The organism is Fodinicola acaciae, assembly GCF_010993745.1.
Classification (GTDB): Bacteria; Actinomycetota; Actinomycetes; order Mycobacteriales; family HKI-0501; genus Fodinicola; species Fodinicola acaciae.
The window spans coordinates 854012-875514 of record NZ_WOTN01000004.1; the positions used below are offsets into that span (position 1 = coordinate 854012).

The 21503-nt window shown below is 69.0% G+C and carries 20 protein-coding genes; 14 read left to right on the forward strand and 6 right to left on the reverse strand.

The window, feature by feature from the left end; all coding sequences use genetic code 11:
- The first annotated feature begins 9 nt into the window (after positions 1-9).
- Positions 10-939, forward strand: a complete 930-nt coding sequence (locus GNX95_RS39495; RefSeq protein ID WP_163513035.1) for an FAD-dependent oxidoreductase — start codon at positions 10-12, stop codon at positions 937-939.
- Here the strand turns inward: GNX95_RS39495 and GNX95_RS39500 are convergent.
- On the reverse strand, positions 936-1964 hold the full coding sequence (locus GNX95_RS39500; RefSeq protein WP_222854284.1) for a glycerophosphodiester phosphodiesterase family protein: 1029 nt from the start codon (positions 1962-1964) through the stop codon (positions 936-938). The two genes, GNX95_RS39495 and GNX95_RS39500, sit on opposite strands and share 4 nt — an antisense overlap.
- A 184-nt stretch (positions 1965-2148) precedes the next feature.
- On the opposite strand from GNX95_RS39500, the gene purD reads away from it, so the two are divergent.
- A complete protein-coding gene (purD, locus tag GNX95_RS39505; protein WP_163513039.1) occupies positions 2149-3354 on the forward strand; it encodes a phosphoribosylamine--glycine ligase in 1206 nt (401 codons plus the stop codon).
- Between the two features lie 27 nt (positions 3355-3381).
- Here the strand turns inward: purD and GNX95_RS39510 are convergent, their stop codons facing one another.
- The gene (locus GNX95_RS39510) at positions 3382-4743 is read right to left on the reverse strand and encodes a S28 family serine protease (protein WP_222854285.1); all 1362 of its coding nucleotides are present in this window, start codon (positions 4741-4743) and stop codon (positions 3382-3384) included.
- Between the two features lie 188 nt (positions 4744-4931).
- Here GNX95_RS39510 and purS point away from each other — a divergent pair, with 188 nt between their 5' ends.
- The 4 genes from purS (at position 4932) to GNX95_RS39530 (ending at position 10168) form a co-directional block, all read left to right on the forward strand.
- Positions 4932-5183 carry a phosphoribosylformylglycinamidine synthase subunit PurS gene (gene purS / locus GNX95_RS39515; protein ID WP_163513043.1) on the forward strand — a complete coding sequence of 84 codons (252 nt, stop codon included), beginning with the start codon at positions 4932-4934 and terminating at the stop codon, positions 5181-5183.
- The gene (purQ, locus tag GNX95_RS39520) at positions 5180-5857 is read left to right on the forward strand and encodes a phosphoribosylformylglycinamidine synthase subunit PurQ (RefSeq protein ID WP_163513045.1); all 678 of its coding nucleotides are present in this window, start codon (positions 5180-5182) and stop codon (positions 5855-5857) included. Before purS ends, purQ begins: the two co-directional genes overlap by 4 nt.
- Complete coding sequence (gene purL, locus GNX95_RS39525) at positions 5854-8103, forward strand: phosphoribosylformylglycinamidine synthase subunit PurL (protein WP_163513047.1); 2250 nt, start codon at positions 5854-5856, stop codon at positions 8101-8103. Before purQ ends, purL begins: the two co-directional genes overlap by 4 nt.
- Before the next feature lie 313 nt (positions 8104-8416).
- The gene (locus GNX95_RS39530) at positions 8417-10168 is read left to right on the forward strand and encodes a DEAD/DEAH box helicase (protein WP_163513049.1); all 1752 of its coding nucleotides are present in this window, start codon (positions 8417-8419) and stop codon (positions 10166-10168) included.
- Positions 10169-10192: 24 nt separating this feature from the next.
- Here GNX95_RS39530 and GNX95_RS39535 read toward each other — a convergent pair whose 3' ends face one another.
- Positions 10193-10750 carry a dihydrofolate reductase family protein gene (locus tag GNX95_RS39535; protein ID WP_163513051.1) on the reverse strand — a complete coding sequence of 186 codons (558 nt, stop codon included), beginning with the start codon at positions 10748-10750 and terminating at the stop codon, positions 10193-10195.
- 88 nt (positions 10751-10838) lie between these two features.
- On the opposite strand from GNX95_RS39535, the gene GNX95_RS39540 reads away from it, so the two are divergent.
- Positions 10839-11195 carry a sterol carrier family protein gene (locus GNX95_RS39540; RefSeq protein WP_163513052.1) on the forward strand — a complete coding sequence of 119 codons (357 nt, stop codon included), beginning with the start codon at positions 10839-10841 and terminating at the stop codon, positions 11193-11195.
- Here GNX95_RS39540 and GNX95_RS39545 read toward each other — a convergent pair.
- Positions 11173-12375, reverse strand: a complete 1203-nt coding sequence (locus GNX95_RS39545; protein ID WP_163513054.1) for a cytochrome P450 family protein — start codon at positions 12373-12375, stop codon at positions 11173-11175. The genes GNX95_RS39540 and GNX95_RS39545 overlap by 23 nt on opposite strands.
- Before the next feature lie 122 nt (positions 12376-12497).
- On the opposite strand from GNX95_RS39545, the gene GNX95_RS39550 reads away from it, so the two are divergent.
- A complete protein-coding gene (locus GNX95_RS39550) occupies positions 12498-12926 on the forward strand; it encodes a nitroreductase family deazaflavin-dependent oxidoreductase (RefSeq protein ID WP_163513056.1) in 429 nt (142 codons plus the stop codon).
- Between the two features lies 1 nt (position 12927).
- On the opposite strand, the gene GNX95_RS39555 is transcribed toward GNX95_RS39550, so the two are convergent.
- Positions 12928-13635: a methyltransferase domain-containing protein gene (locus GNX95_RS39555; RefSeq protein ID WP_163513058.1), complete on the reverse strand. Its 708-nt coding sequence runs from the start codon at positions 13633-13635 to the stop codon at positions 12928-12930.
- 40 nt (positions 13636-13675) lie between these two features.
- Between GNX95_RS39555 and GNX95_RS39560 the strand changes: the two genes are divergently transcribed.
- The 6 genes from GNX95_RS39560 (at position 13676) to GNX95_RS39585 (ending at position 20452) form a co-directional block, all read left to right on the forward strand.
- Complete coding sequence (locus GNX95_RS39560; protein ID WP_163513060.1) at positions 13676-15553, forward strand: metallophosphoesterase family protein; 1878 nt, start codon at positions 13676-13678, stop codon at positions 15551-15553.
- A gap of 72 nt (positions 15554-15625) precedes the next feature.
- Entirely contained in the window at positions 15626-16681 is a 1056-nt protein-coding gene (locus tag GNX95_RS39565; RefSeq protein WP_222854286.1) for an AAA family ATPase, read from the forward strand.
- Positions 16678-18558, forward strand: a complete 1881-nt coding sequence (locus GNX95_RS39570; RefSeq protein WP_222854287.1) for a vWA domain-containing protein — start codon at positions 16678-16680, stop codon at positions 18556-18558. The genes GNX95_RS39565 and GNX95_RS39570 overlap by 4 nt, the downstream gene beginning before the upstream one ends.
- Before the next feature lie 242 nt (positions 18559-18800).
- Positions 18801-19394: an SIMPL domain-containing protein gene (locus GNX95_RS39575; RefSeq protein ID WP_163513064.1), complete on the forward strand. Its 594-nt coding sequence runs from the start codon at positions 18801-18803 to the stop codon at positions 19392-19394.
- A complete protein-coding gene (locus GNX95_RS39580; protein WP_163513066.1) occupies positions 19394-19795 on the forward strand; it encodes a VOC family protein in 402 nt (133 codons plus the stop codon). Before GNX95_RS39575 ends, GNX95_RS39580 begins: the two co-directional genes overlap by 1 nt.
- Positions 19796-19804: 9 nt before the next feature.
- Positions 19805-20452, forward strand: a complete 648-nt coding sequence (locus GNX95_RS39585) for an SCP2 sterol-binding domain-containing protein (RefSeq protein ID WP_163513068.1) — start codon at positions 19805-19807, stop codon at positions 20450-20452.
- Here GNX95_RS39585 and GNX95_RS39590 read toward each other — a convergent pair.
- Complete coding sequence (locus GNX95_RS39590) at positions 20442-21422, reverse strand: LysR family transcriptional regulator (RefSeq protein WP_222854288.1); 981 nt, start codon at positions 21420-21422, stop codon at positions 20442-20444. The two genes, GNX95_RS39585 and GNX95_RS39590, sit on opposite strands and share 11 nt — an antisense overlap.
- Positions 21423-21503 lie beyond the last annotated feature (81 nt).

Below are 21503 nucleotides of genomic sequence, written 5' to 3' on the forward strand. Positions count from 1 at the left end.
TCGGGCACCATGAGCAACCCAGACGTGATCGTGGTCGGCGCCGGGGTGATCGGCCTGACCACCGCGATACGCCTCCAGGAGGCCGGCGCCACCGTACGGATCCGCACCGCCGAGCTGACCGCCGACACCACCTCGGCGGCCGCGACCGGCATGTGCGGACCGGTTTTCCAGAGCCCGACGGCGACCTGGGAAATGGCCACCGTCGCCGAGTTGCGGCGTATCGCCGGCCCGGAAACCGGCGTACGGCTGGAAACCGGCCTTGGTGCCGTGACGGCGAAGGTCGGTGGTCCGCCACCGCTGGCCGACGAGTCGATGCTCATCCGCGCGGCCAAACCGGAAGAGCTGCCAGCCGGCTACCACGACGGCATGTGGATGCGTGTGCCGCTGGTCGACCTGCCCGTCTATCTCGACTATCTCGTCACCCGTTTCACCGGCGACGGCGGCAAAATCGAGCAGCGGATGGTCGAGACGCTGGAACTTGACGCGGAGCTGGTGGTCAACTGTTCCGGTGTCGGCGCACGAAAACTCGCCGGCGATCCGAGCGTACGGCCGGTCAAGGGCCAGCACGTCGTGGTGGAAAATCCCGGCCTGGACGGGTTTTTCCTCGGCATCACCGGCCGGCCGGAAAACGCCGGCTGGCACACCTACGGAAAACATGTGCTGCTCGGTGGCGTACGCGTCGAAGGCGACTGGGATCCGGCGCCGTCACCGGAGATCGCGGCCGGCATTCTGCGCCGCTGCGTCGAGATCGAGCCGCGGTTTGCCGACGCGAAGGTGATGGGCCATCGCGCGGGTCTACGGCCGTGCCGGCCGTCCGTGCGGCTGGAGGCGGAAGTGCGCGGCAGCACCAAAATCGTGCACAACTACGGCCACGACGGCAGCGGCGTCCTGCAGTCGTGGGGATGCGCCGACGAAGCGGCCGCGTTGCTGCTCGGCTAAACGGCCGCGACGCGTTTTTCGCGCAGCCAGGCCGATCGCGCCGCGATCGCCGAGTCGACGAAGTCGGTGAAGACGCCGTCGACGCCGGCGCGCAGATACGCCTCGCACTCGGCCACGCCGTCACCACGCGCCGACGGGTCGTCGCCGCGCCGGTTGGCCGCCGCCAGGAAGGCGTTTTCGTCGCGGAAAGTGTATGGATGCACGAAAAGACCGGCGGCGTGCGCGTCCTCGACCAGCGGCGTCGGTGAGCCGTCGGCGTTGAGCACCATGCCGCGGTCTGGCCCGATGCCGACCGCATAGGCGGCGATCTCCCGCAGCCCCGCTGGCGTCACCATCTGCGCGTACGGCGTGCTCGGCCGGTCGGCTGGCGCGCCCCAGGCGTCCATCAGCTGCACGCGGCGTACGTCGGCCAGCTCGGCGACCCGGTGCAGGCTGTCGACCTCGAAGGACTGCACGAAGGTCGGGGACTCGCGGTGCGCGCGACCGGCCGCTCGCAGGTCGGCGATCAGCGGCCGCTCCGGCGCGAGGCCGATCGACCGGTAGTAGGTCGGATGCTTCGGCTCGACGTAGACGCCGATCGGCCGGCCGGCGTCGTCGGCCAGCCGCGCCAGCCAGGCCAGCGTCTCGGCGAAGGTCGGCACCGGCTGGCCGTCGTAGCGCGCACTGTGCCGCCGCACGCCGGCGTGCCGCTCGACCGCCCGCAGCGTCCTGATCTCGGCGACCGTGAAGTCCTCGGTGAACCAGCCGGTCAGCTCGCGTCCGTCGACCGTCGCGGTGCGTCGCCGGTTCGCGAACTCCGGCCGCGACTGGACATCGGTTGTCCTGGACAGCTCGCCGTCATGGCGTACGACCAGCGTGCCATCCGCGGTCGGCACGACGTCCATCTCGACGAAGTCGGCACCGAGCTCGACCGCCAAAGCGAACGAGACGAGCGTGTTCTCCGGTCGATAGCCACAGCTGCCGCGATGGCCGATGACCAGCGGGACGACCGGCGACACCGCACTGTGGCTGTGGCCTGTGCTCACGAGACGATCAGACCTGTCCTGGTGGAAGGGACGGGAAACTGCGGGCGACATCCGTCGATCAGGACCGGGGCCGTCCGGGTAATTAACGCAGCGAAAATCGGTTATCGCCAGCGAACACGATTCCCCAGTTGTGTGAACCCGGACACGTTACGGCTGGTCGGCGCGGCTTGGATATCGTCGGCGGGTGCGCGTACTTGTGATCGGATCCGGAGCCCGCGAACACGCTCTGTGCGCGGCCCTGCTGCGCGACCCCGGCGTGACCGCGGTCGGCTGTGCCCCCGGCAACGCCGGCATCGCGGCCACCTGCCAGGTCATGCCGCTCACCGACCCGGTGGCGGTGGCCAAGGACTTCGGCGCCGACCTGGTGGTGGTCGGTCCGGAGGTGCCGCTGGTCGCCGGCGTGGCCGACGACGTACGCGCCGCCGGCATCGCCTGCTTCGGGCCGACCGCCGCGGCCGCCCGGATCGAGGGCTCCAAAGCCTTCGCCAAGGACATCATGGCGGCCGCCGGAGTGCCGACCGCCGCCGCGCGAGTGTGTACGACTCCAGAGGAGACGGCCGCCGCGCTCGAAGAGTTCGGCGCGCCGTACGTGGTGAAGGACGACGGCCTGGCCGCCGGCAAAGGCGTGGTCGTCACCTCCGACCGCGAGGCGGCTCTCGCGCACGCGGCTTCCTGCGAACGCGTGATCGTCGAGGAGTTCCTGGACGGTCCGGAGATGTCGCTTTTCGTGGTGACAGACGGCGAAGCCGCGCTGCCGCTGCTGCCGGCGCACGACTTCAAGCGGATCGGCGACGGCGACACCGGACCCAACACCGGCGGCATGGGTGCGTACGCGCCGCTGCCGTGGCTGCCGGCCGACACCGTGCCGAGCGTGATGGAGACGGTCGTACGTCCGACGCTCGCGGCGATGGCCGCCCGCGAAACGCCGTTTGCCGGCCTGTTGTACGTCGGCCTGGCGTTGACCTCGGCCGGTCCGCGCGTCGTGGAGTTCAACTGCCGGTTCGGGGATCCGGAGACACAGTCCGTGCTCGCGTTGCTGGAGACGCCGCTCGGCGCTCTGCTGCACGCCGCCGCGACCGGTGCGCTGGGGTCATACGAGTCGCTGCGGTGGCGCGATGGTGCCGCGGTGACGGTCGTGATGGCGTCCGCCGGCTATCCGGCGTCGTCCCGCAGCGGTGACGTCATCACGGGCGCCGACGCCGACGGCGTGCTGCACGCTGGCACGGCACGCGACGACGACGGCGCGTTGGTCACCGCTGGCGGGCGCGTACTGTCCGTCGTCGGCCTCGGCTCCGACGTGGCCGCCGCGCGCGTCGCCGCGTACCAGACGGTCGAGGCGATCTCGTTCCCCGGCGCACAGTTCCGCACCGACATCGCCGCCGCCCGCTGAAAGCAGCAACGTCCTGGCCGGGTACACCTAGAGGCGCGGCGGGAGGGTCGGCTCAGGCAGGCTGTCGATCGACGGCAGCGCGGTCGAGCGGCGCAGCTGCGGAGTCGGCGTGACGCCGGCCCAGCGCTGGATCGTCGCGGTCGCGGCGGCCGCCTCGCCGGCGGTCAACATGTTGATCTTCGAGCCGTGGTTGCCGCCGGCCACGTAGTAGACGTACGAGTCGCGCGTGCCGGGACCAAGCCGGAACGGCTCGGCGCTCCACGGGTCGTTCTGTCCGTAGACGTACAGCAGCCGCTGCCCCTGATAGCGGACCCACGCGTCGATGTCGGGCATCGCGAAATAGTCGAAGTGCATCTTGATCGACCGCGGCACGAACGAACGCGGCACGTCGGTGCCGGGGTAGTGCAGCAGGCCCTTCAGATAGCGCTCGTCTGCTTCCGGCGAGCCGAGCTGCGTGCCGGCCTGGTAGTAGTACGGGACGAAGCCCTCCAGCGCCTGGTCGCTGTACGACGTCAGGCTGTCCACGACCTCGTACCAGTCGTAGATCGTCTGCGCCGGAGCGCCGGCCGGCGGGATGTCCGCGCAGTTGGCCTGCTTCTGGTATTGCCAGAAGGCGAAGTACGAGTCGATCACCGACAGCTCGAGCGAGTGGTCCAGCGAGCCGACGATGTCGAAGGTCAGGTGGTCGCGGTTGACCGCGTCCTGCGCGATCTTCAGGAACTCCGGCCGCCGCTGCAGCGTCTCGCGCTGGATCCGCTGCAGGTTGCTCCGGCACGCCGGATCGGTGCCGACGTTGTCGAGGAACTGGTTGTAGACGTCGATCGGATCGATGACGTCGTTCGGCGCGACGTACGGGATGGTGCCGTACACGTCGTTGGGATAGAAGCGGCGGTGGTAGGTGGCGGTCATGCCGCCTTTGCTGCCGCCGGTCGACAGCCAGCGTGCGTGGTAGAGCTTCTTGAGCGACTGCACGATCACGTGCTGGTCGGTGGCCGCCTGCCAGATGTTCAGCTTGGTCCAGTCGGCCGGCTGCGGCCGCGACGGCGTGAAGAAGCGGTATTCCACGTCGATCTGGTTGCCGTTGACGATCTGCGTCGGCTCACTGCGGAACGGGATGCCGCGGTAGTTGTAGCCGGTCGTGTACATCACCATCGGCGCGCTGACGTCGCGGTGCATCAACCCGACCCGCTGCTCGAAGGTGCCTTTGCGCGGGTTGTTGTGGTCAACGAGCTGGCGGAAGACCAGCTGGAAGAAGCGGTACGGCGCCTGGGTCGGCTGCTCCTTGACCGACACGACCCCTGGCAGTTGTTTGAGTTGGTCGGCGATGTCGGTCGCCGCGTACGTCGGCGGGCTGGCGACGGCGAGCCCGGCAAGGGTCACAATCCCCACAAAGAGGCGCAACAGTCCAGATGACAACGCAGATCGCATCGGCGTCCCCGGTTTTCGGTCAGTAGGCGGCACCGGATTCTCACAAACCCGGCCCGGTGAGACAAGCGACCTGGCCGTACCCGGCACGAGTCGGGAAATTTTCCGTCGCTAGGCTTGACCAGGGAGTTCGCCTTTTCATAGGAGTGGCCGTGGCCCGCGTCGTCGTCGACGTCATGCTGAAACCGGAAATCCTCGACCCGCAGGGACAGGCCGTGGTGGCCGCGCTGTCCCGGCTGGGCTTCGACTCGATCACCGCGGTACGCCAGGGCAAGCGCTTCGAGCTGGAGGTCGACGGTGAGCTGACCGACGCTCGCCTCGACGAGGTGCGGCAGGCCGCCGGCACGCTGCTGGCCAACCCGGTCATCGAGGACTTCGACGTGCGGGTGGAGACGCCGGCATGAGCACCCGCATCGGCGTCGTCACCTTCCCCGGCTCGCTGGACGACCGGGACGCGGCACGGGCCGTACGGCTGGCCGGCGGCGAGCCGGTGTCGCTGTGGCACGCCGACACCAGCCTCGGGGACGTCGACGCGGTCGTGCTGCCGGGCGGCTTCTCGTACGGCGACTATCTGCGCGCCGGTGCGATCGCCCGGTTCGCGCCGATCATGGAGTCGATCATCGCCGGCGCCCGCGACGGCCTGCCGGTGATGGGGATCTGCAACGGATTCCAGGTGCTCTGCGAGTCGCACCTGCTGCCCGGCGCGCTGACCCGCAACGCGCACCTGCACTTCCGCAACCGCGCGCAGCCGATGACGGTGGAGAACACCGAGACCGCCTGGACCGGCGACTTCCAGCCGGGCCAGCGGGTCGTCATCCCGATCAAGAACATCGACGGCCGGTTCGTCGCCGACGAGCGTACGCTCGACGAGCTGGAGGCCCGTGGACAGGTCGTTTTCCGTTACACCGGCGAAAATCCGAACGGTTCGATGCGCGACATCGCTGGCGTGTGCAACGCCGCCGGCAACGTCGTCGGCATGATGCCGCATCCGGAGCACGCGGTCGAGGAGCTGACCGGCGCCTCGGTCGACGGGCTCGGACTTTTCACCTCAGTGCTGCGAAAGTTGGTCGCCGCGTGAACGTCGACACGGTCGGCACCGCCGAGTCCACCCCCGAGCTCGCCCAGCCGTACGCGGAGCTCGGCCTCAAGTCCGACGAGTACGGCCAGATCCGGGAGATCCTCGGCCGCCGGCCGACCCAGACCGAGCTGGCGATGTATTCGGTCATGTGGAGCGAACACTGCTCCTACAAGTCGTCCAAGGTGCACCTGCGCCAGTTTGGCGAGAAAGCCCCGAAAACCGACCGGATGCTGGTCGGCATGGGGGAGAACGCCGGCGTCGTACGGGTCAGCGACGACCTGGCGGTGACCTTCAAGATCGAGAGCCACAACCATCCCAGCTACGTCGAGCCCTACCAGGGTGCCGCGACCGGCGTCGGCGGGATCGTCCGCGACATCCTGACGATGGGGGCTCGGCCGATCGCGGTGATGGACTCGCTGCGCTTCGGTGCTCCCGACCATCCGGACACCGCGCGCGTGCTGCCCGGCGTCGTGGCCGGCGTCGGTGGCTATGGCAACTGCCTCGGCCTGCCCAACATCGGCGGCGAGGTCGTCTTCGATCCGTGCTACCAGGGAAATCCGCTGGTCAACGCGCTGTGCGTCGGGGTCATGCCGGTCGACCGGATCCAGCTGTCGGCGGCCACCGGCGTCGGCAACATCGTCGTGCTGCTGGGCGCCAAGACCGGCCGCGACGGCATCGGCGGCGTGAGCGTGCTGGCGAGTGCGACCTTCGACGACGACGGTCCAGCGCGCCGGCCGAGCGTACAGGTCGGCGACCCGTTCGCCGAGAAGCTGCTGATCGAGTCGTGCCTGGAGCTCTACGACCGCAAGCTGGTCACCGGCATCCAGGACCTCGGCGGCGCCGGCCTGACCTGCGCGACCACCGAGACGGCCGCGATGGGCAAGTCGGGCATGCGGGTCTACCTGGAGCGCGTACCACTGCGCGAGCCGAGCATGGAGCCGCACGAGATCCTGGCCAGCGAGTCGCAGGAGCGGATGCTGGCCATCGTCACGCCGGACAACCTCGGCGAGGTGTTGGCGCTGGCCGAGAAGTGGGGTGTGCTGGCGACCGCGATCGGCGAGGTGACCGACGGCGACCGGCTGGTGATCAGCTGGCACGGCCAGACCGTGGTCGACGTGCCGCCGGGCAGCCTGGCCGACGACGGTCCGGTCTACCAGCGGCCGCTGGAGCGTCCGGCCGACTTCGCCATCCGGCAGGCCGACCCGGCGAGCGTACTGCCGCGGCCGGAGACCGGAGCCGAGCTGCGCTCGACCCTGCTCAAGCTGCTGGCCAGCGCCAACGTGGCCGACAAGCGGTGGATCGTCGAGCAATACGACAGCTATGTGCAGGGCAACTCCGTGCTGTGCCAGCCGGAGGACGCCGGCATGATCCGGCTCGACGAGCAGTCCAACCTCGGCATCGCCATCGCGACCGACGGCAACGGCCGCTATTGCGCGCTCGACCCGTATGTCGGCGCACAGCTCGCGTACGCGGAGGCATACCGGAACGTCGCCGCCACCGGCGCGCGGCCGATCGCCATCACCGACTGCCTCAACTTCGGCAGCCCGGAGGACCCGGCCGTCATGTGGCAGTTCTCCCAGGCGGTGACCGGCATCGCCGACGCCTGCCAGCGGCTCGGCACGCCGGTGACCGGAGGCAACGTCAGCTTCTACAACCAGACCGGGTCGACCGCGATCCATCCGACCCCGGTGGTCGGCGTGCTCGGCCTGATCGACGACGTGACGCGGCGTACGCCCATGGGGTTCCGCGACGACGGCGACCGGCTGGTGCTGCTCGGCGAGACGCGCGAGGAGCTGGACGGCTCCGAGTGGGCCTGGGTCGCGCACGGCCACCTCGGTGGCAAGCCGCCGGCCGTCGACCTGGCCGCCGAGCAGGCGCTCGGTGAGGTGCTGATCGGCGCCGCCGGCCTGGTGTCGTCGGCGCACGACCTGTCCGACGGCGGCCTGGCGGTCGCGCTGGTCGAGTCGATGCTGCGGCACGGTCGCGGTGCGTCGGTGACGCTGCCGGCCGGCCAGCCGGCGTTCGTATCGCTGTTCTCCGAGTCGGCTCACCGCGCGCTGGTGTCCGTGTCAGCTGACAGGCTGGCGGAGCTGCGTTCGCTGGCCGACGCGCACGGCGTGGCGCTGACCGAGATCGGCCAGGTGACCGCCGGCACGGCCGAGCTGGTGGTCGAGGACCAGTTCCGCGTCACGCTCGACGAGCTCGCCACCGCACACCGCTCGACGCTCGCCCGGCTCTTCGGCTAGGTGGTCGCATGGCCACCATGCGTGCGCTGAATGCACGCATGGTGGCCATCCGACCATTTCGGATGTGACCAGCGACAACACCGGCCGCTGTGACAATCGGGTCCCGCTTGTGCGAAAGTAGTGGGGCTGATTGGCTGCAACAGCGACAGCAGATGCGGAACACGCAATGCACGACGGGATGCGGAGACCGCGAATCTGTGGCGAGTCCGGCGACCGGATTCACGATTTCGTGGCTGACCAGGCTAAACTGTCCGTTCATTCCGCTCGCGCCTCGGAGCAGTCGTTCTCGAGGCGCATTCCGTATGGAAAGTGCATGCCTTCCGCTGTTTCTGAGTTAGACATCGCTGTGCCCGACACGGTCCCCGACGATCTCGCCACCGGGCCGTCCTTTGCCGACTTCGGCCTGCATCCACAGGTCGTCGAGGCGCTCGCCGGCATCGGTTACCAGACGCCGACGCCGATCCAGGCCGCCACCATCGCGCCGATGCTGGCCGGCCGTGACGTACTCGGTCTGGCCCAGACCGGCACCGGCAAGACGGCCGCCTTCGCGCTGCCGATCCTGACCCGGCTGGCCGGCGAGCGCGCCGGCCGCTGCGCGCCGCTCGCGCTGGTCCTCACCCCGACCCGCGAGCTGGCTATCCAGGTCGCCGAGGCCTTCGGCAAGTACGCGGCCCAGCTGCCGGGATTCAGCGTGCTGCCGATCTACGGCGGCGCGCCGTATCCGCCGCAGCTCGCCGGCCTGCGCAAGGGCGTACACGTCGTGGTCGGCACTCCCGGCCGCGTGATGGACCATATGGAGCGCGGTTCGCTCGACCTGTCCGGCCTGGAGTGCCTGGTCCTGGACGAGGCCGACGAGATGCTCCGGATGGGCTTCGCCGAGGACGTCGAGAAGGTCATGGCGGCGACCCCGCCGACCCGCCAGGTGGCGCTGTTCTCGGCCACCATGCCGCCGGCCATCCGCAAGATCGCCGCCGAGCACCTCAACGACCCCGCCGACATCGCGATCAAGAGCCGCACGTCCACGGTGACCACCACGCGCCAGCGGTTCTGGATGGTCAACCGGATGCACAAGCTGGACGCGTTGACGCGCATCCTGGAGGTCGAGCCGTACGACGGCATGATCGTCTTCGTCCGCACCAAGCAGGCGACTGAGGACCTGGCCGCCAAGCTGCGCACCCGTGGCTTCGCCGCGTCGGCGATCAACGGCGACATGTCGCAGCCGGTACGTGAGCAGACCATCGCGTCGCTGCGGGACGGCCGCCTCGACATCCTGGTCGCCACCGACGTGGCCGCGCGCGGTCTGGACGTCGACCGGATCAGCCACGTGCTCAACTACGACATCCCGCACGACACCGAGTCCTACGTGCACCGCATCGGTCGCACCGGCCGCGCCGGCCGCTCCGGAGAGGCGATCCTGTTCGTCGCGCAGCGCGAGCGGCACATGCTGCGCTCGATCGAGCGGACGACCCGGCAGCCGCTGGAGCAGATGGCGCTGCCGACCGTCGCCGAGGTCAACGCGAGCCGGCAGGCCAAGTTCGCCAAGCGGATCACCGAGGTGCTGCGGGCCGAGGACCTGTCCGCGTACGAGGCGCTGATCGAGTCCTACCAGGCCGAGCAGGAGGTGTCCCCGGTCCGGATCGCCGCGGCGCTGGCACGGATGGTGCACGGCGACGCGCCGCTGCTGCTGGCCGAGGACGAGGAGCCGGCGCAGGCGCCGCGACCGGACCGGCCTGCGGCAGGCGACACCGAGACCTACCGGATCGCCATCGGCCACACGCATCGGGTCAAGCCAGGCAACATCGTCGGCGCGATCACCGGTGAGACCGGGTTGAGCGGCAACCAGATCGGCCGGATCGAGATCCACGCCGACCACAGCCTGGTCGACCTGCCGGCCGGCCTGTCGCCGGAGACGCTGCGCCGCCTCGGTACGGCCAGGATCGGCAGCCGCCAGCTGCGGATCAGCCGCGGCTCACACGGCCCGCGCCGCGACGCCCGCCCGACACCGACCACGCGCTCCAGCAAGGACAGCCGCCAGAAGAAGCCACGCCACAAGAAAGCGCATTAGGCGCAGTCCCTGCGGAGGCTTCGCTCAGCGCTTCGGCGCGTAGACCAGCTCGGCGACCCCACACTCGAAGGCCTTCGCCGACAGCAGCTCGAACCGCTGCGCCGCCTCCGCGCCGGGGAAGACCGGCAACCCCTTGCCGATCGCGACCGGGTTGACGAAGAGGTGCAGCTCGTCCAGCAGGTCGTTGGCGATCAGCGCGTGTACGAGCGTCGCGCCGCCGTAGGTGATGATGTCGCCGCCGTCCCGCGCCTTCAGCTCCTTGACCGTCGCGACCACGTCGGTCGCGATCGTGGTGTTCGGCCGCGGCGGCTCGGTGAGAGTGGTCGAGACGATCACCTTCGGCGTGTCGATCATCCAGTCGATGGCCTTGTCGGACTCGCCGGCCGGCCGGGCCTCCCAGGCCGGGATGAAGCCGTCGGCGAGGTTGCGGCCGAGCACCATCAGGTCGGCCGCCTCGGTCATCGCGCCGACGTGAGCCTTGAGGTCCGGCGACCAGTCGAAGGTCAGCCAGTCCATCTCGCCGTCCGGTCCGCCCATGAAGCCGTCGATGGTGACCTGGGCCTGCAGCTTGAAAGTACGCATGTCCTTCGTCCCTTCCGTTCGGTGCCACCAGCATCGCCGACCGCCTTTACGGATTTATTACCGAGGGTCCCCTCGATATCCTGACCGGATGCCACCGCGCCGCCGCCTCGACCCTGAATCAGCGGCCGAGGTGGCCGCCGCGTTCGACCGTGGCGAAACGCCGGACCGGGATCTCCAGCGCCGCGCCACCCGCCACCTGCTCGCCGTGCTCGCGGAGAAGGCGCCGGGACACGCGGTGGAGGTACGCGTGCCGCCGTACGGTGCCGTGCAGTGCGGCGAGGGTCCCCGGCACACCAGGGGGACCCCGCCGAACGTCGTCGAGACCGATCCGCTGACCTGGCTCCAGCTCGCCCTCGGCCGCCGTACGTTCGCCGACGCAAAGGACGCCGGAAAGGTGTCGGCCAGCGGAAACCGGGCCGACCTCAGCCAGTGGCTGCCGGTGTGACCATCACCGGCAGCTTCTGAAGTCCGCGCAGCAGTCCGCTCGGCCGCCAGGTGAGCGTGTCCGGGTCGGCGGCGAAGGCGATGTCGCCGAAGTGGTCGAGCAGCCGGTCGAAGGCGATCCGGCCTTCCAGCCGCGCGAGCGGCGCGCCGAGGCAGAAATGCAGGCCGTGGCCGAAGGCGACGTGCGGGCCGCGCTCACGTCCGACGTCGAAGGTCTCCGCGTCCTCGAACTGTTCGCTGTCGCGGTTGGCCGCCAGCGTCGAGATGAACACCATGTCGCCCATGTGGATCTGCTGGCCGCCGAGCTCGAAGTCGTCCACCGCGAAGCGCGGCAGCGCCATCCGCAACGGCCCTTCATAGCGCAGGATCTCCTCGACCGCCGACGGCACCAGCGACCGATCGGCGCGCAGCCGCGCCAGTTGGTCCGGATGCAGCAGCAGCTGGTAGAGGCCGTTGCCGATCAGGTTGACGGTCGTCTCGTGACCGGCCACGAGCAGCAGGAACACCATCGCGATCAGCTCGTCCTCGGAGAGCGTGTCGTCTTCGTCGCGCACCTGGACCAGGTCCGAAAGCAGGTCGTCGGCCGGCGACTCGCGCTTGGCCGCCAGCAGCCGCCGGATGTACGCGATCATGGCGCGCGCGGCTTCCTGCATCTTCTCCGGCCCGGCGAAGGCACCGGCCAGCACGATGTTGGACCACGCGCGGAAGTCGTCGCGGTCGTCGCCCGGCACGCCGAGCAGCTCGCAGATCACCTGCATCGGCAGCGGAAACGCGTACGCGTCGATGAGGTCGACCGGCTCGCCGGTCGCCACCCGGTCCAGCAGGCCGTCGGCGATCTCGGTGATCCGCGGCTCCAGTGAGTTGATCCGCCGCATGGTGAATACCTTGGTGACCAGCCGGCGCAGCCGCGTGTGGTCCGGCGGGTCGGCGTTGAGCATGTGCGAGTTCATCGCGGTGCGTACGCGCTCCTCCAGCCAGGTGTCCTGGTTGTGCCGCATCTGGTCGCGGGACAGGTCCGAGTGCGTGAAGGCCTCACGGGCCTCCGCGTACGAGGTGACCAGCCAGGCGGTGGTGTCGGTCATCATCAGCTGGAGCCGGCTGACCGGTGCCGTGGAGCGCAGCCGCGCGTAGATCGGATGCGGGTCCTGCAGCAGCTGCTCCTGCGTCACTGGCTCGGTCATCGGCGGTCCTCTCTATGGCTGCGTTACGTTCCGTAACTTATTGTCTCGCGGTGCCGGCATAAAGCGGTAGGCCCCGGCGTTGTCACCTGGACAGACCAACGCTCAGAAGGGACTTGGCGTTCATGGCGGAGCAAGTCGTCGACAGCCCCACCGGCTGGGTGGCAGACCACATCAAGCAGTATGTCGAGAGTGACGGCAAGGAAGGTCACGACTGGCGCGGCGTCCCGACGCTGCTCCTGACCGTGGTCGGCCGCAAGACCGGCACCAAGCGCCGCACCGCGTTGATCTACGGCAAGGACGGCGACGACTATCTGCTCGTCGCGTCCAAGGGCGGTGCGCCGAAAAACCCGCTCTGGTACGAGAACCTCGTCGCGAATCCGGATGTCGAGCTGCAGGTCGGCTCGGACGTCTTCGAAGCCACCGCGCGTACGGCCACCGCCGAGGAGAAGGAGCGTCTCTGGCCGGGGCTGGTGGAGATCTGGCCGGATTACGCCAACTACCAGAAGAAGACCGACCGCGACATCCCCGTCGTCATCCTCACCCGCAAGTAGCTCAGGGTTTGCGGGCGGTCGCGCACACCCAGGCCTGAGCGAACATCGCGGCCGGGTCGGCGGACCAGGCGAGCAACGCCGCCGCCGGCTCGGCCGGCAGCTGCTCGGCCAGGTATTCGGCGATCCGGCCGGCGTCCACATAGCGCTCGTAGCGGGCATCCAGCCGTACGTCCACAAAGCCGGCGGCCGCGAGCAGCACACCGAGCTTGCGGCCGGCCCGCGGATCGCCACCATTGGCGGCCTGCAGGTTCTGGTATGCCAGGATCGCCGCGTCCACCGACTCCGACGGCGGCGCCAGCAGGAAACCGTCCCACGCCGGACAGCAGACGCCGATCACTCCACCGCGCGCGAGCACGCGTGATGCCTCCGCGATCACGCGCTGCGGCTCGGACAGGTGCTCGAGCAACGCATGCGAGAACACGCGGTCGAAGGAGCCGTCCTCAAACGGCAGCTCGTACGCGTTTGCCCGCACGAACCGGACGTTTCCGACGGTCCGCGCCTCGGCGCCGGCGTCGACCCCGACCACCGAGCCGGGGCTCACCGCCGACCCGATGCCGACGGTGATCGTGCCCGGTCCGCAGCCGAGGTCGAGGACGCGCAGGCCCGGTGTGAGGTGTGGCAGGAAGAACTGGCCGTGGGTCTCCAGCCGCCGGTCCGCCATGAACGAGACGGACCGCGTCCCCCACCCCGGTGTGTAGCGCTCGGTCATCCGTCCATCATCGCGTGCGCCGGGATGGCACGATGAACCCGTGCCGTCCCGATCCGTGGAGGAGATCGCGCCGGAGTTCCGTCCGCGCGCGCCAGTGTCGTGGGCCGACCCGATCGTGTTGGCCAAGTCCGGCTTCGCGGCCGGGATGACCGCGCTGATGCGCGGATATTCCGACCGCAGAGTCACCCAGGCCGCGCTTTTTCCGCCGGCCGATCACTGGGAGGAGCCGCCGGTCAAGGCCGGCGACGAGCCCTACTGGATGGATTTCGCCGCCGACATCGGCGACGGTTTCGACGCCACCTACGCCGTCGCGTACGCGCTGGCCGAGCCGTCGCTGCGGCTCGCCGACACCGACTGTCCGCGCGGCCAGCTGCTGGTGCTCGGCGGCGACGAGGTCTATCCGACGCCGTCGCAGACTCAGTATCTGGACCGTACGCTCCGGCCGTACGCGCTGGCCGAGCACTGCGACCAGGTCGACGCCAACCTGGAAGTGCTGGCGATTCCGGGAAACCACGACTGGTATGACGGCCTGGACGCGTTCAGCGAGCTGTTCAGTCCGGGTCACTGGCTCGGCGCGCGCACCATGAACCAGCGCCACTCGTATTTCGCTCGCCGGCTGCCGCACGGCTGGTGGGTCCTCGGCGCCGACACCGCGCTGGACGGCCGGCTCGACATCGCGCAACGCGATTTCTTCGCGACCGTGGTGGCGCCGGAGATCGGTCCGCGGGACAGCGTGATCCTGGTGCTGCCGTCGCCGTTCTGGGTGACCGCGGCGCAGGACGGCGACCAGGAAAGCCTCTCGGTGCTGCGATTTTTCCGCGACCAGGTGTGCAGTGGCGGACGGCTGCGGCTGTGCGTCTCCGGGGATCTGCACCATTACAGCCGATACGTGGACGACGCGCGGAAACCGGACGAGCAGGTGCAGTACGTGACCGCCGGCGGCGGTGGCGCGTATCTGCTGGCGACCCACGACTTGTGGCGCTTCTGGGCGAAACTCGACCTGTCCGGCTCGTTGCGCCGGATGCGCAAACGCCGTCCACAGTGGACGGCCACGGTGACCGAGGCGGAGCGGACGGCACCACCCGGCGCCGAGACTGCTCACCTCGTGCACACCTATCCAGATCGTGGGACGTCGCGGAAGCTGAGCGTCCAGGTGCTCTGGCGGATGTTCACCAACTGGCCGCTCGGCCTGTTTTTCTGCGGCATCTACCTGATCGCCACGCTCGTCGAAGGTCACGCGCTGCGCGCCGCGGCGGCGTTCCAGGTCGGTTTCGGTGAGGTGCTGGCCAGGATCGCGCCGCTGTGTCCACCGACCTCGGCCGGATGCCCGCCGGCCAGACCCGGCGCGGGTCCGGCGTACGGCGCGCTGGAGTTCGCCGCCGCGCTGAGCACGTCGCCCGGTGTCTGGATCATCGTGGCGATCCTGTTGATCGCCTGTTATTCGGTGCCGACGCACCAAAGACTGACGATCCGGTTGGTGTTGACGATCGGCCACGCCATTGTCCAGGCGGCCGCGTTTTTCGCCGTACAAGGCCTTTATCAGTGGTTCGTCAACCTGGTGGCCCCGCACTCGTCAGGTCCGCTGTTCGTCACCGGATATCTGGCCTGGATGGTGATCGCCGGATATCTGGCCGGCCTGGCGGTTTGCGCGGTCTATCTGCTGACCGCGACCGCTTTCGGTGCCAACCACAACGAGCTGTTCTGTGCGATGCGGTTGCCGACGTACAAGAACTTCCTGCGGCTGCGCATCAAACCGGACGGAACGCTCACGGTTTTCCCGGTGCGCATCGACAAACCGCACGCCTTCCGGCTGCTGGCCGGCCGGTTGCCGAAGAACGCCTTCGACAACTACTCGGTCGACACACAGCTGATCGAGGAGCCGTACGAGGTGCTGCCCAATCCGCTCAGCCGGAAATGAACTTGCCTGGATGCGCGACCATGGAGACATGACCGCGTCCAGGAAGGAGAAGGCAAAGCCGTGCAGTCCGTCATGACAGTCACTCCGGCACAACTGCCGGAGGTCCTGTTGAACGTGGCTGTCGTGCGGCCGGTTTTCCTCTGGGGCGCGCCTGGCATCGGCAAGTCGTCGATGGTGCGCCAGTTCGCCGCCTCGCTCAACCTCGACTGCGTTTCGTTGCTCGGCACCCAGCTGGCGCCGGAAGACCTGATCGGCGTGCCGCAGATCGTCGACGGGAAAAGCCGTTTCTGTCCGCCGGAGCAGATCGCTCGCGAGGAGCCATACTGTCTTTTCCTGGACGAGCTCAACGCCGCCGCACCGGATGTGCAGAAGGCGTTTTATTCGCTGATCCTTGACCGCCGGATCGGATCGTACGAACTGCCGGCGGGTTCGGTGGTGGTCGGCGCCGGCAACCGGGCGACCGACCAGGCGCTGGCCCGGCCGATGGCTTCGGCCTTGCTCAATCGGCTTGTCCACGTACATCTGCGCGCCGACGCCGCCGACTGGCTGGTTTGGGCCGCCAACAACGGGATCCATCCGTGGGTCGTCGACTATCTGACGCAACGACCGGATCATCTGTGGAGCGCTCCGCCCAAAACCGAGGAGCCGTTTTCCACCCCGCGGTCGTGGCACATGCTCTCGGACACCCTGCACTCGTACGGTCCGGACGTGTCCGACGAGGTGATCGGCATGCTCGGATATGGCACGCTGACGGCGGCGCACGCGTCGGCTTTTCGGGCCTATCTCAAGACAGTGCGGCACGCGTACGACTTCGACGCGATCCTGAAAGGCGACGCGCGCTGGCCGGCCGCGCCGGCCGACCGCGACCTGCTCTATTTCCTGGCCGAGACGTTTCGCGCGCGGCTGGCCCGCGAGCTGCCGGCCGACAAGCGGCACGCCTCTCCGGCGGCCCGAAAGTTTGCCTTCCGCGCCAAGGGTTTGCTGGTCGAGCTGGCGGAGATCTCGTTGGAGATCGCGCAACTGGCGATCGCCAACAACGACGACGGCTCGCCGTCGCTGCCGTCGTGGTTTCTGCTGGAGGCGGCGCGTGACCTGCCGCGGCTGGTCGCGGCGCGGTCCGGGTCGTGAGCCGGCAGGCCGCGGCCAACAAACGCAAGGAGCGCCGGCTGGCTGCGCTGCAGGGTGGCTGGCGGATCGTCTACGGACATCCGGCCCTCGGCCGGCTGGCCGAGAGCGTGCCGGCGAGCGACGCCGGTTCGATGGGTGGCACGTACGCGGTCGTGGACACCTCCGGGTGTGTCCACCAGAACACCGAAATCGACGTGGAGCCGGCCGAATGGGCGTGGATTTTCACGCATCTGCTGCTTCATCTCGGCCTCGGTCACCTCGAGCGCGAGACGTTGCTGGAGGCCGACGCGATTTTGCCGGACGGCACAGTCGATCCCGCGTACGTGGCCGCGGGTTGCGTGGCGGCCAACCGGTTCGCCGCCTCCGTACGCGTCGGCAAACCGCTGGTCTGGCTGCCGGCTTTTCCGGACGGCACCGAGGAAAGCCTGCGTACGAGCTGGCGCCAGGACGGCATACCGCCGGAGTTTCGCAGCTGTGGCACCGGTGGCGACGGTCCGTGCCTGGTGATCGCCGACGACTTTCATCAGCCGCGGCCGGTCCAACCGTGGCTCAAACGGCCGGTGTATCCGGATCTTTTCACCGCTGGCCTGGCAGACGCGATCACCGCGGCGGTGCAGAGTGCGGCCGAGGCACGGGGTCAGGTCGTCCGCGGAAAGGCCATGCGTGCGTGGGACCATGCGCTGGCCTGGTTCGTGTCGTCGTATCCACTGCTCGGCGCGGTCGCGACCGGTCTGACGATCGTCAGCGACGTGGACCTCGCGCAGGCGTGGGACATCTCGATCGCCGCCGTGAACGCCGAATTCGGCGAGATCTATGTGAATCCTTACGCGAGCCTGTCGACGGACGAGTGGCGTTTCGTGCTGGCGCACGAAATGTTGCACGCCGCGCTCCGGCACGGCGACCGCGCCGATGGCCGCGACCATTACTTGTGGAATGTCGCCTGCGACTATGTCATCAACGGCTGGCTGGTCGACATGGCCGTCGGCAGCATGCCGCCGGACTGTCTTTACGACCAGAGCTTGGCCGGCCTGTCAGCGGAATCCATCTACGACACGCTGGTCACCGACCTGCGGCGCGCGCGAAGGCTGACGACCTTCGGTGGCCGCGCCGCCGGTGACATCCTCGGCGACTGGCTGTCCGCGCCGGCCGCGGCCGACCGCCGATCGTCTCGCCGTGCGCCGGCGTTGCCGTGGGACGGTCGCGTCAAGGGCACCAGCCTGGACGACTTCTATCGGCGTGCTTTGGCGGCAGGACTGGAATATCACCACGAGTCCGGTCGCGGCAGGTTGCCGGCCGGCCTGGAGGAGGAGATCCGCGCGCTCGACCATCCGCCGCTGGACTGGGACGCGCGGCTGGCCCGCTGGTTCGACGAGCACGTCCGGCCACCGGAGCCGGTCCGCTCGTACGCGCGTGCCTCGCGCCGCCAGGCGTCCACGCCGGACATCCCGCGGCCTGGCCGCGTGCGGCCCGAGCAGCTGGAGAAGCGGCCGACTTTCGGTGTCGTGCTGGACACTTCCGGCTCGATGGACTCCACACTGCTCGGCAAGGCACTCGGCGCGATCGCCTCGTACGCGACCAGCCGCGACGTGCCGGCGGCGCGCGTCGTCTTCTGCGACGCCGTCGCATACGACGCCGGCTATCTGCCGGTGGAGTCGATCGCCGGCAGGGTGCGCGTGCGCGGTCGCGGCGGGACGATCCTGCAGCCTGGCGTACAACTTCTGGAGCGTGCGCCGGACTTCCCCGCCGACGGGCCGATCCTCATCATCACCGACGGTGCCTGCGACGTCGTACGCGTGCGCCGCGAACACGCCTTCCTCATCCCGGCCGGCGCCTCGTTGCCCTTCCGCACCAAGGCCCCGGTCTTCCGCGTCCGCTGAATTCTGGCCCCCCGAATCCGAGCCTGCCAGCCGCCGCCGACAGTTTCCCCGACCCTCGCGCAGGCTCCTTGCCCGATTGTCACCTGTTATGACAAACCCGCAGCTCAGGTCCCGACCCGACGACGCAATCGGAATCCGATTGCGTCGTCGGTTTCGTCGTAGGTGGCGAGGAGGCTGGTTCGGAGGGACCATTTTTGGCCGTCCAGGTTGCAGGGGGCCGTACGGACCGGTTGGCTGGCCGGATGGCGGAAATCGTGACGACCGGGACCGGCAAGGTGGAGCGGATCGCCGACCGGGCTCAGCTGACCGTGGCGTTCGAGGCGTCGGCGACGACCAGGGCCGAGGCGGTCGGCGGCCTCAACACCAGGCTGGCCGATGTCGAGCAGCTGGTGCAGGCCGTCGGCGTACGCGTGGCGAGCCGGCAGCTGTCGGTCAACGAGCGCTGGGAGCGCCGGCGCCGGGTCGGCAGCGTGGCGCGCCAGCAGTACGTGCTGGTGTTCCGCGACCTGGCGCAGCTGCCCGACCTGGTCGGCAAGCTCGCCGCGATCGAGCCGGCAACCCTCGACGGACCGCACTGGCTGCTGGCCGAGACGACCGACGCGCGCCGCGAGGCGCAGGCCGCGGCGGTGACCGACGCGCGGATCATCGCCGAAGGTTACGCGGCGGCGGTCGGCGCGCAGCTGGGTCCGCTGCTCAAACTCACCGACGAGCAGACCCATCACGCGATGATGGCGGCGTACGGCGGCGCGCCGGCGGTCGACGTGAGCAACCTCAGCCTCGAACCGGAGCTGGTCGCGGTGACCGCCACCTGTGTGACCACGTGGCAGCTGCTCTGATGCCTCCGCGGCTGCGCCAGGTCGTGCTCGACACCACCGATCCGCGAGCACTGGCCGAGTTTTACCGGCAGTTGCTCGGTTTCCACCTCCGGCCCGGCGACGGCGACGACTGGGCCGTCCTGCTCGATGACGACGGCCAGCCGCGGCTGGCGTTCCAGCAGGTGCCGGAGCTCGCGCCGACCACCTGGCCGGAGCCGGGCATCGCTCAGCAGATGCACCTGGATCTGACCGTGCCGTCGAAGGCGGAGCTGGACGCGCAGCACGAGCGCGCGCTCGCGCTCGGCGCGCGTCTGCGCGACGACCAGTCCGACGACGAGGAGGAGCCGCTGCGCGTGTACGCCGACCCGTCCGGCCATCTGTTCTGCATCTTCGTGGTTGCACCGCTATCTACTCCCGGGTAAGTTGCGGCGATGGACTCGGAATCGTTGTCCGGCCTGTCGCCGGCCGAGCTGGTCGACCTGCTGGAGACGCTCGATCCGGACGACGACCGCATCCGGCAGCTCGACCTCAACGCACTGGCCACCGGCATCGATCCGCGCAAGCTCGGCCGGGCCGACTTCGTACGCGCGCTCAGCCAGATCGACCGGCTGGCCGCCGCCGGCGCCGATCTCGAACTGTCCACATTGGATCCGGAGATCTTCGCCGGCCTGATCACCTTCGCGTCCAAAGCGCAGATCGAGTCGGTGATGGCGCACGACCGGCTGCGCGTACGCATCCTCGACGAGATCTTCCGCCGCCTGGAAGCACATTTCCGGCCAGACCGGGCCGGCTCGGCCAGCGGCGTCGTCCATTTCCGGCTCACCGGCAGCCGCGCCGAGGACGACGGATACGATCGCTATGAGGCGATCATCGGCGACGGCAGGGCGAGTGCGCGCCGCGGTCGTACGACCGATCCGCGCGTCACGATCACCATCGCACCGGCCGACTTTCTCAAGCTCATCACCAGAAACGCCTCGCCGCCGATGCTTTTCATGACCGGCAAGCTGAAACTGCGTGGCGACATCGCCTTCGCGGCCGGCATGATGTCGTTTTTCGACCTGCCGTCGGCTAGCCGCTGAAAAACCCGCGGTCGGCCTCCGGGATCCAGACCTCGTCCGACCACCGGTAGTTTTCTCGCACGTACGCGACGAAAGTCGCCAGGTCGGGGTGGCGGTTCTGGGTGTGCCAGATCACCGTCCACGGATATGCCGGAGCCGGATCGACCAGCGGGATCTGCACCACGTCCGGATTCCACGGCACGCGCGATCGCTGGCCGACGAGGCAATAGCGGTCGGGACTTCTCGCGATCGTCTCGACGTAATGGTCGAAGCCGAAGTTTGGCCCGGTGGTGTCGACCTTGATGTCGAATTTCGGCTCGAACGCGCGATAGTAGTCGGCCCACTCGGTTTCCGGGTCGACGGCGCCGGGGATCCAGACGGTCGTGCCGGCCAGCTCCGCCATCCGTACGCGCCGCCGCCCGGCCAGCCGGTGCCGGCGGCTGACCAGCAGGTGCATGGGGTCGAGGAGAGCGGGCGTGGCCAACAGGTCCTTGTCGAGCGGACCGACCGGCCGCGCGAACGCCGCGTCGACGGTGCCGTCGACGAGACCAGGCAGCGCGTGTCGCATGCCACGGTGGGAAAACGCGAGGTCGACCGGCAGGTCGTCGGTGGACTCGTGAAAGCGGCGGACGATGTCGGCCGGTGCTGACCGCGAGCTCAGCACATCGACCCGCAACGGCCGCCTCCGCGCGTGAATGACCTCGATTGCGCGATCGGCCAGGTCGAGCAGCGTCCGCGCGTGACCGAGAAACGCGCGGCCGTCGTCGGTGAGCGAGGTGCCGTGCCGCGACCGGAACAGCAGCGCGGCGCCCAGATCGGTCTCCAGCTTGCCGATCCGCTTCGAGACCGCCTGCTGGCTGACTCCGAGCCGGTCGGCCGCGTCGCCGAAAAAGCCGTCGTCGGCGATCGCCACGAAGGCGCGTACGGCACCGAGGTCGAGCTCCATCCACAACTCCTGGTTGTCCACCGCAGCGTGTCTCTTGTTGGACATGCGTTCCAGCGAAGGGATCGAATGTCCGGACTGGAAAGGATCGTACAACCGGATGGAGTGACCGGTGGACTCGTACGCGCA

Coding starts and splice junctions, on each gene's coding strand:
- GNX95_RS39545 (WP_163513054.1), bottom strand. CDS start 12,375: ATGACCGAGCCAGTGACGCAGGAGCAGCTGCTGCAGGACCCGCATCCG.
- GNX95_RS39495 (WP_163513035.1), top strand. CDS start 10: ATGAGCAACCCAGACGTGATCGTGGTCGGCGCCGGGGTGATCGGCCTG.
- GNX95_RS39585 (WP_163513068.1), top strand. CDS start 19,805: ATGGACTCGGAATCGTTGTCCGGCCTGTCGCCGGCCGAGCTGGTCGAC.
- GNX95_RS39535 (WP_163513051.1), bottom strand. CDS start 10,750: ATGCGTACTTTCAAGCTGCAGGCCCAGGTCACCATCGACGGCTTCATG.
- GNX95_RS39555 (WP_163513058.1), bottom strand. CDS start 13,635: ATGACCGAGCGCTACACACCGGGGTGGGGGACGCGGTCCGTCTCGTTC.
- GNX95_RS39540 (WP_163513052.1), top strand. CDS start 10,839: ATGCCACCGCGCCGCCGCCTCGACCCTGAATCAGCGGCCGAGGTGGCC.
- GNX95_RS39530 (WP_163513049.1), top strand. CDS start 8,417: ATGCCTTCCGCTGTTTCTGAGTTAGACATCGCTGTGCCCGACACGGTC.
- GNX95_RS39590 (WP_222854288.1), bottom strand. CDS start 21,422: ATGTCCAACAAGAGACACGCTGCGGTGGACAACCAGGAGTTGTGGATG.
- GNX95_RS39575 (WP_163513064.1), top strand. CDS start 18,801: ATGGCGGAAATCGTGACGACCGGGACCGGCAAGGTGGAGCGGATCGCC.
- GNX95_RS39565 (WP_222854286.1), top strand. CDS start 15,626: ATGACAGTCACTCCGGCACAACTGCCGGAGGTCCTGTTGAACGTGGCT.
- purQ (WP_163513045.1), top strand. CDS start 5,180: ATGAGCACCCGCATCGGCGTCGTCACCTTCCCCGGCTCGCTGGACGAC.
- GNX95_RS39550 (WP_163513056.1), top strand. CDS start 12,498: ATGGCGGAGCAAGTCGTCGACAGCCCCACCGGCTGGGTGGCAGACCAC.
- GNX95_RS39580 (WP_163513066.1), top strand. CDS start 19,394: ATGCCTCCGCGGCTGCGCCAGGTCGTGCTCGACACCACCGATCCGCGA.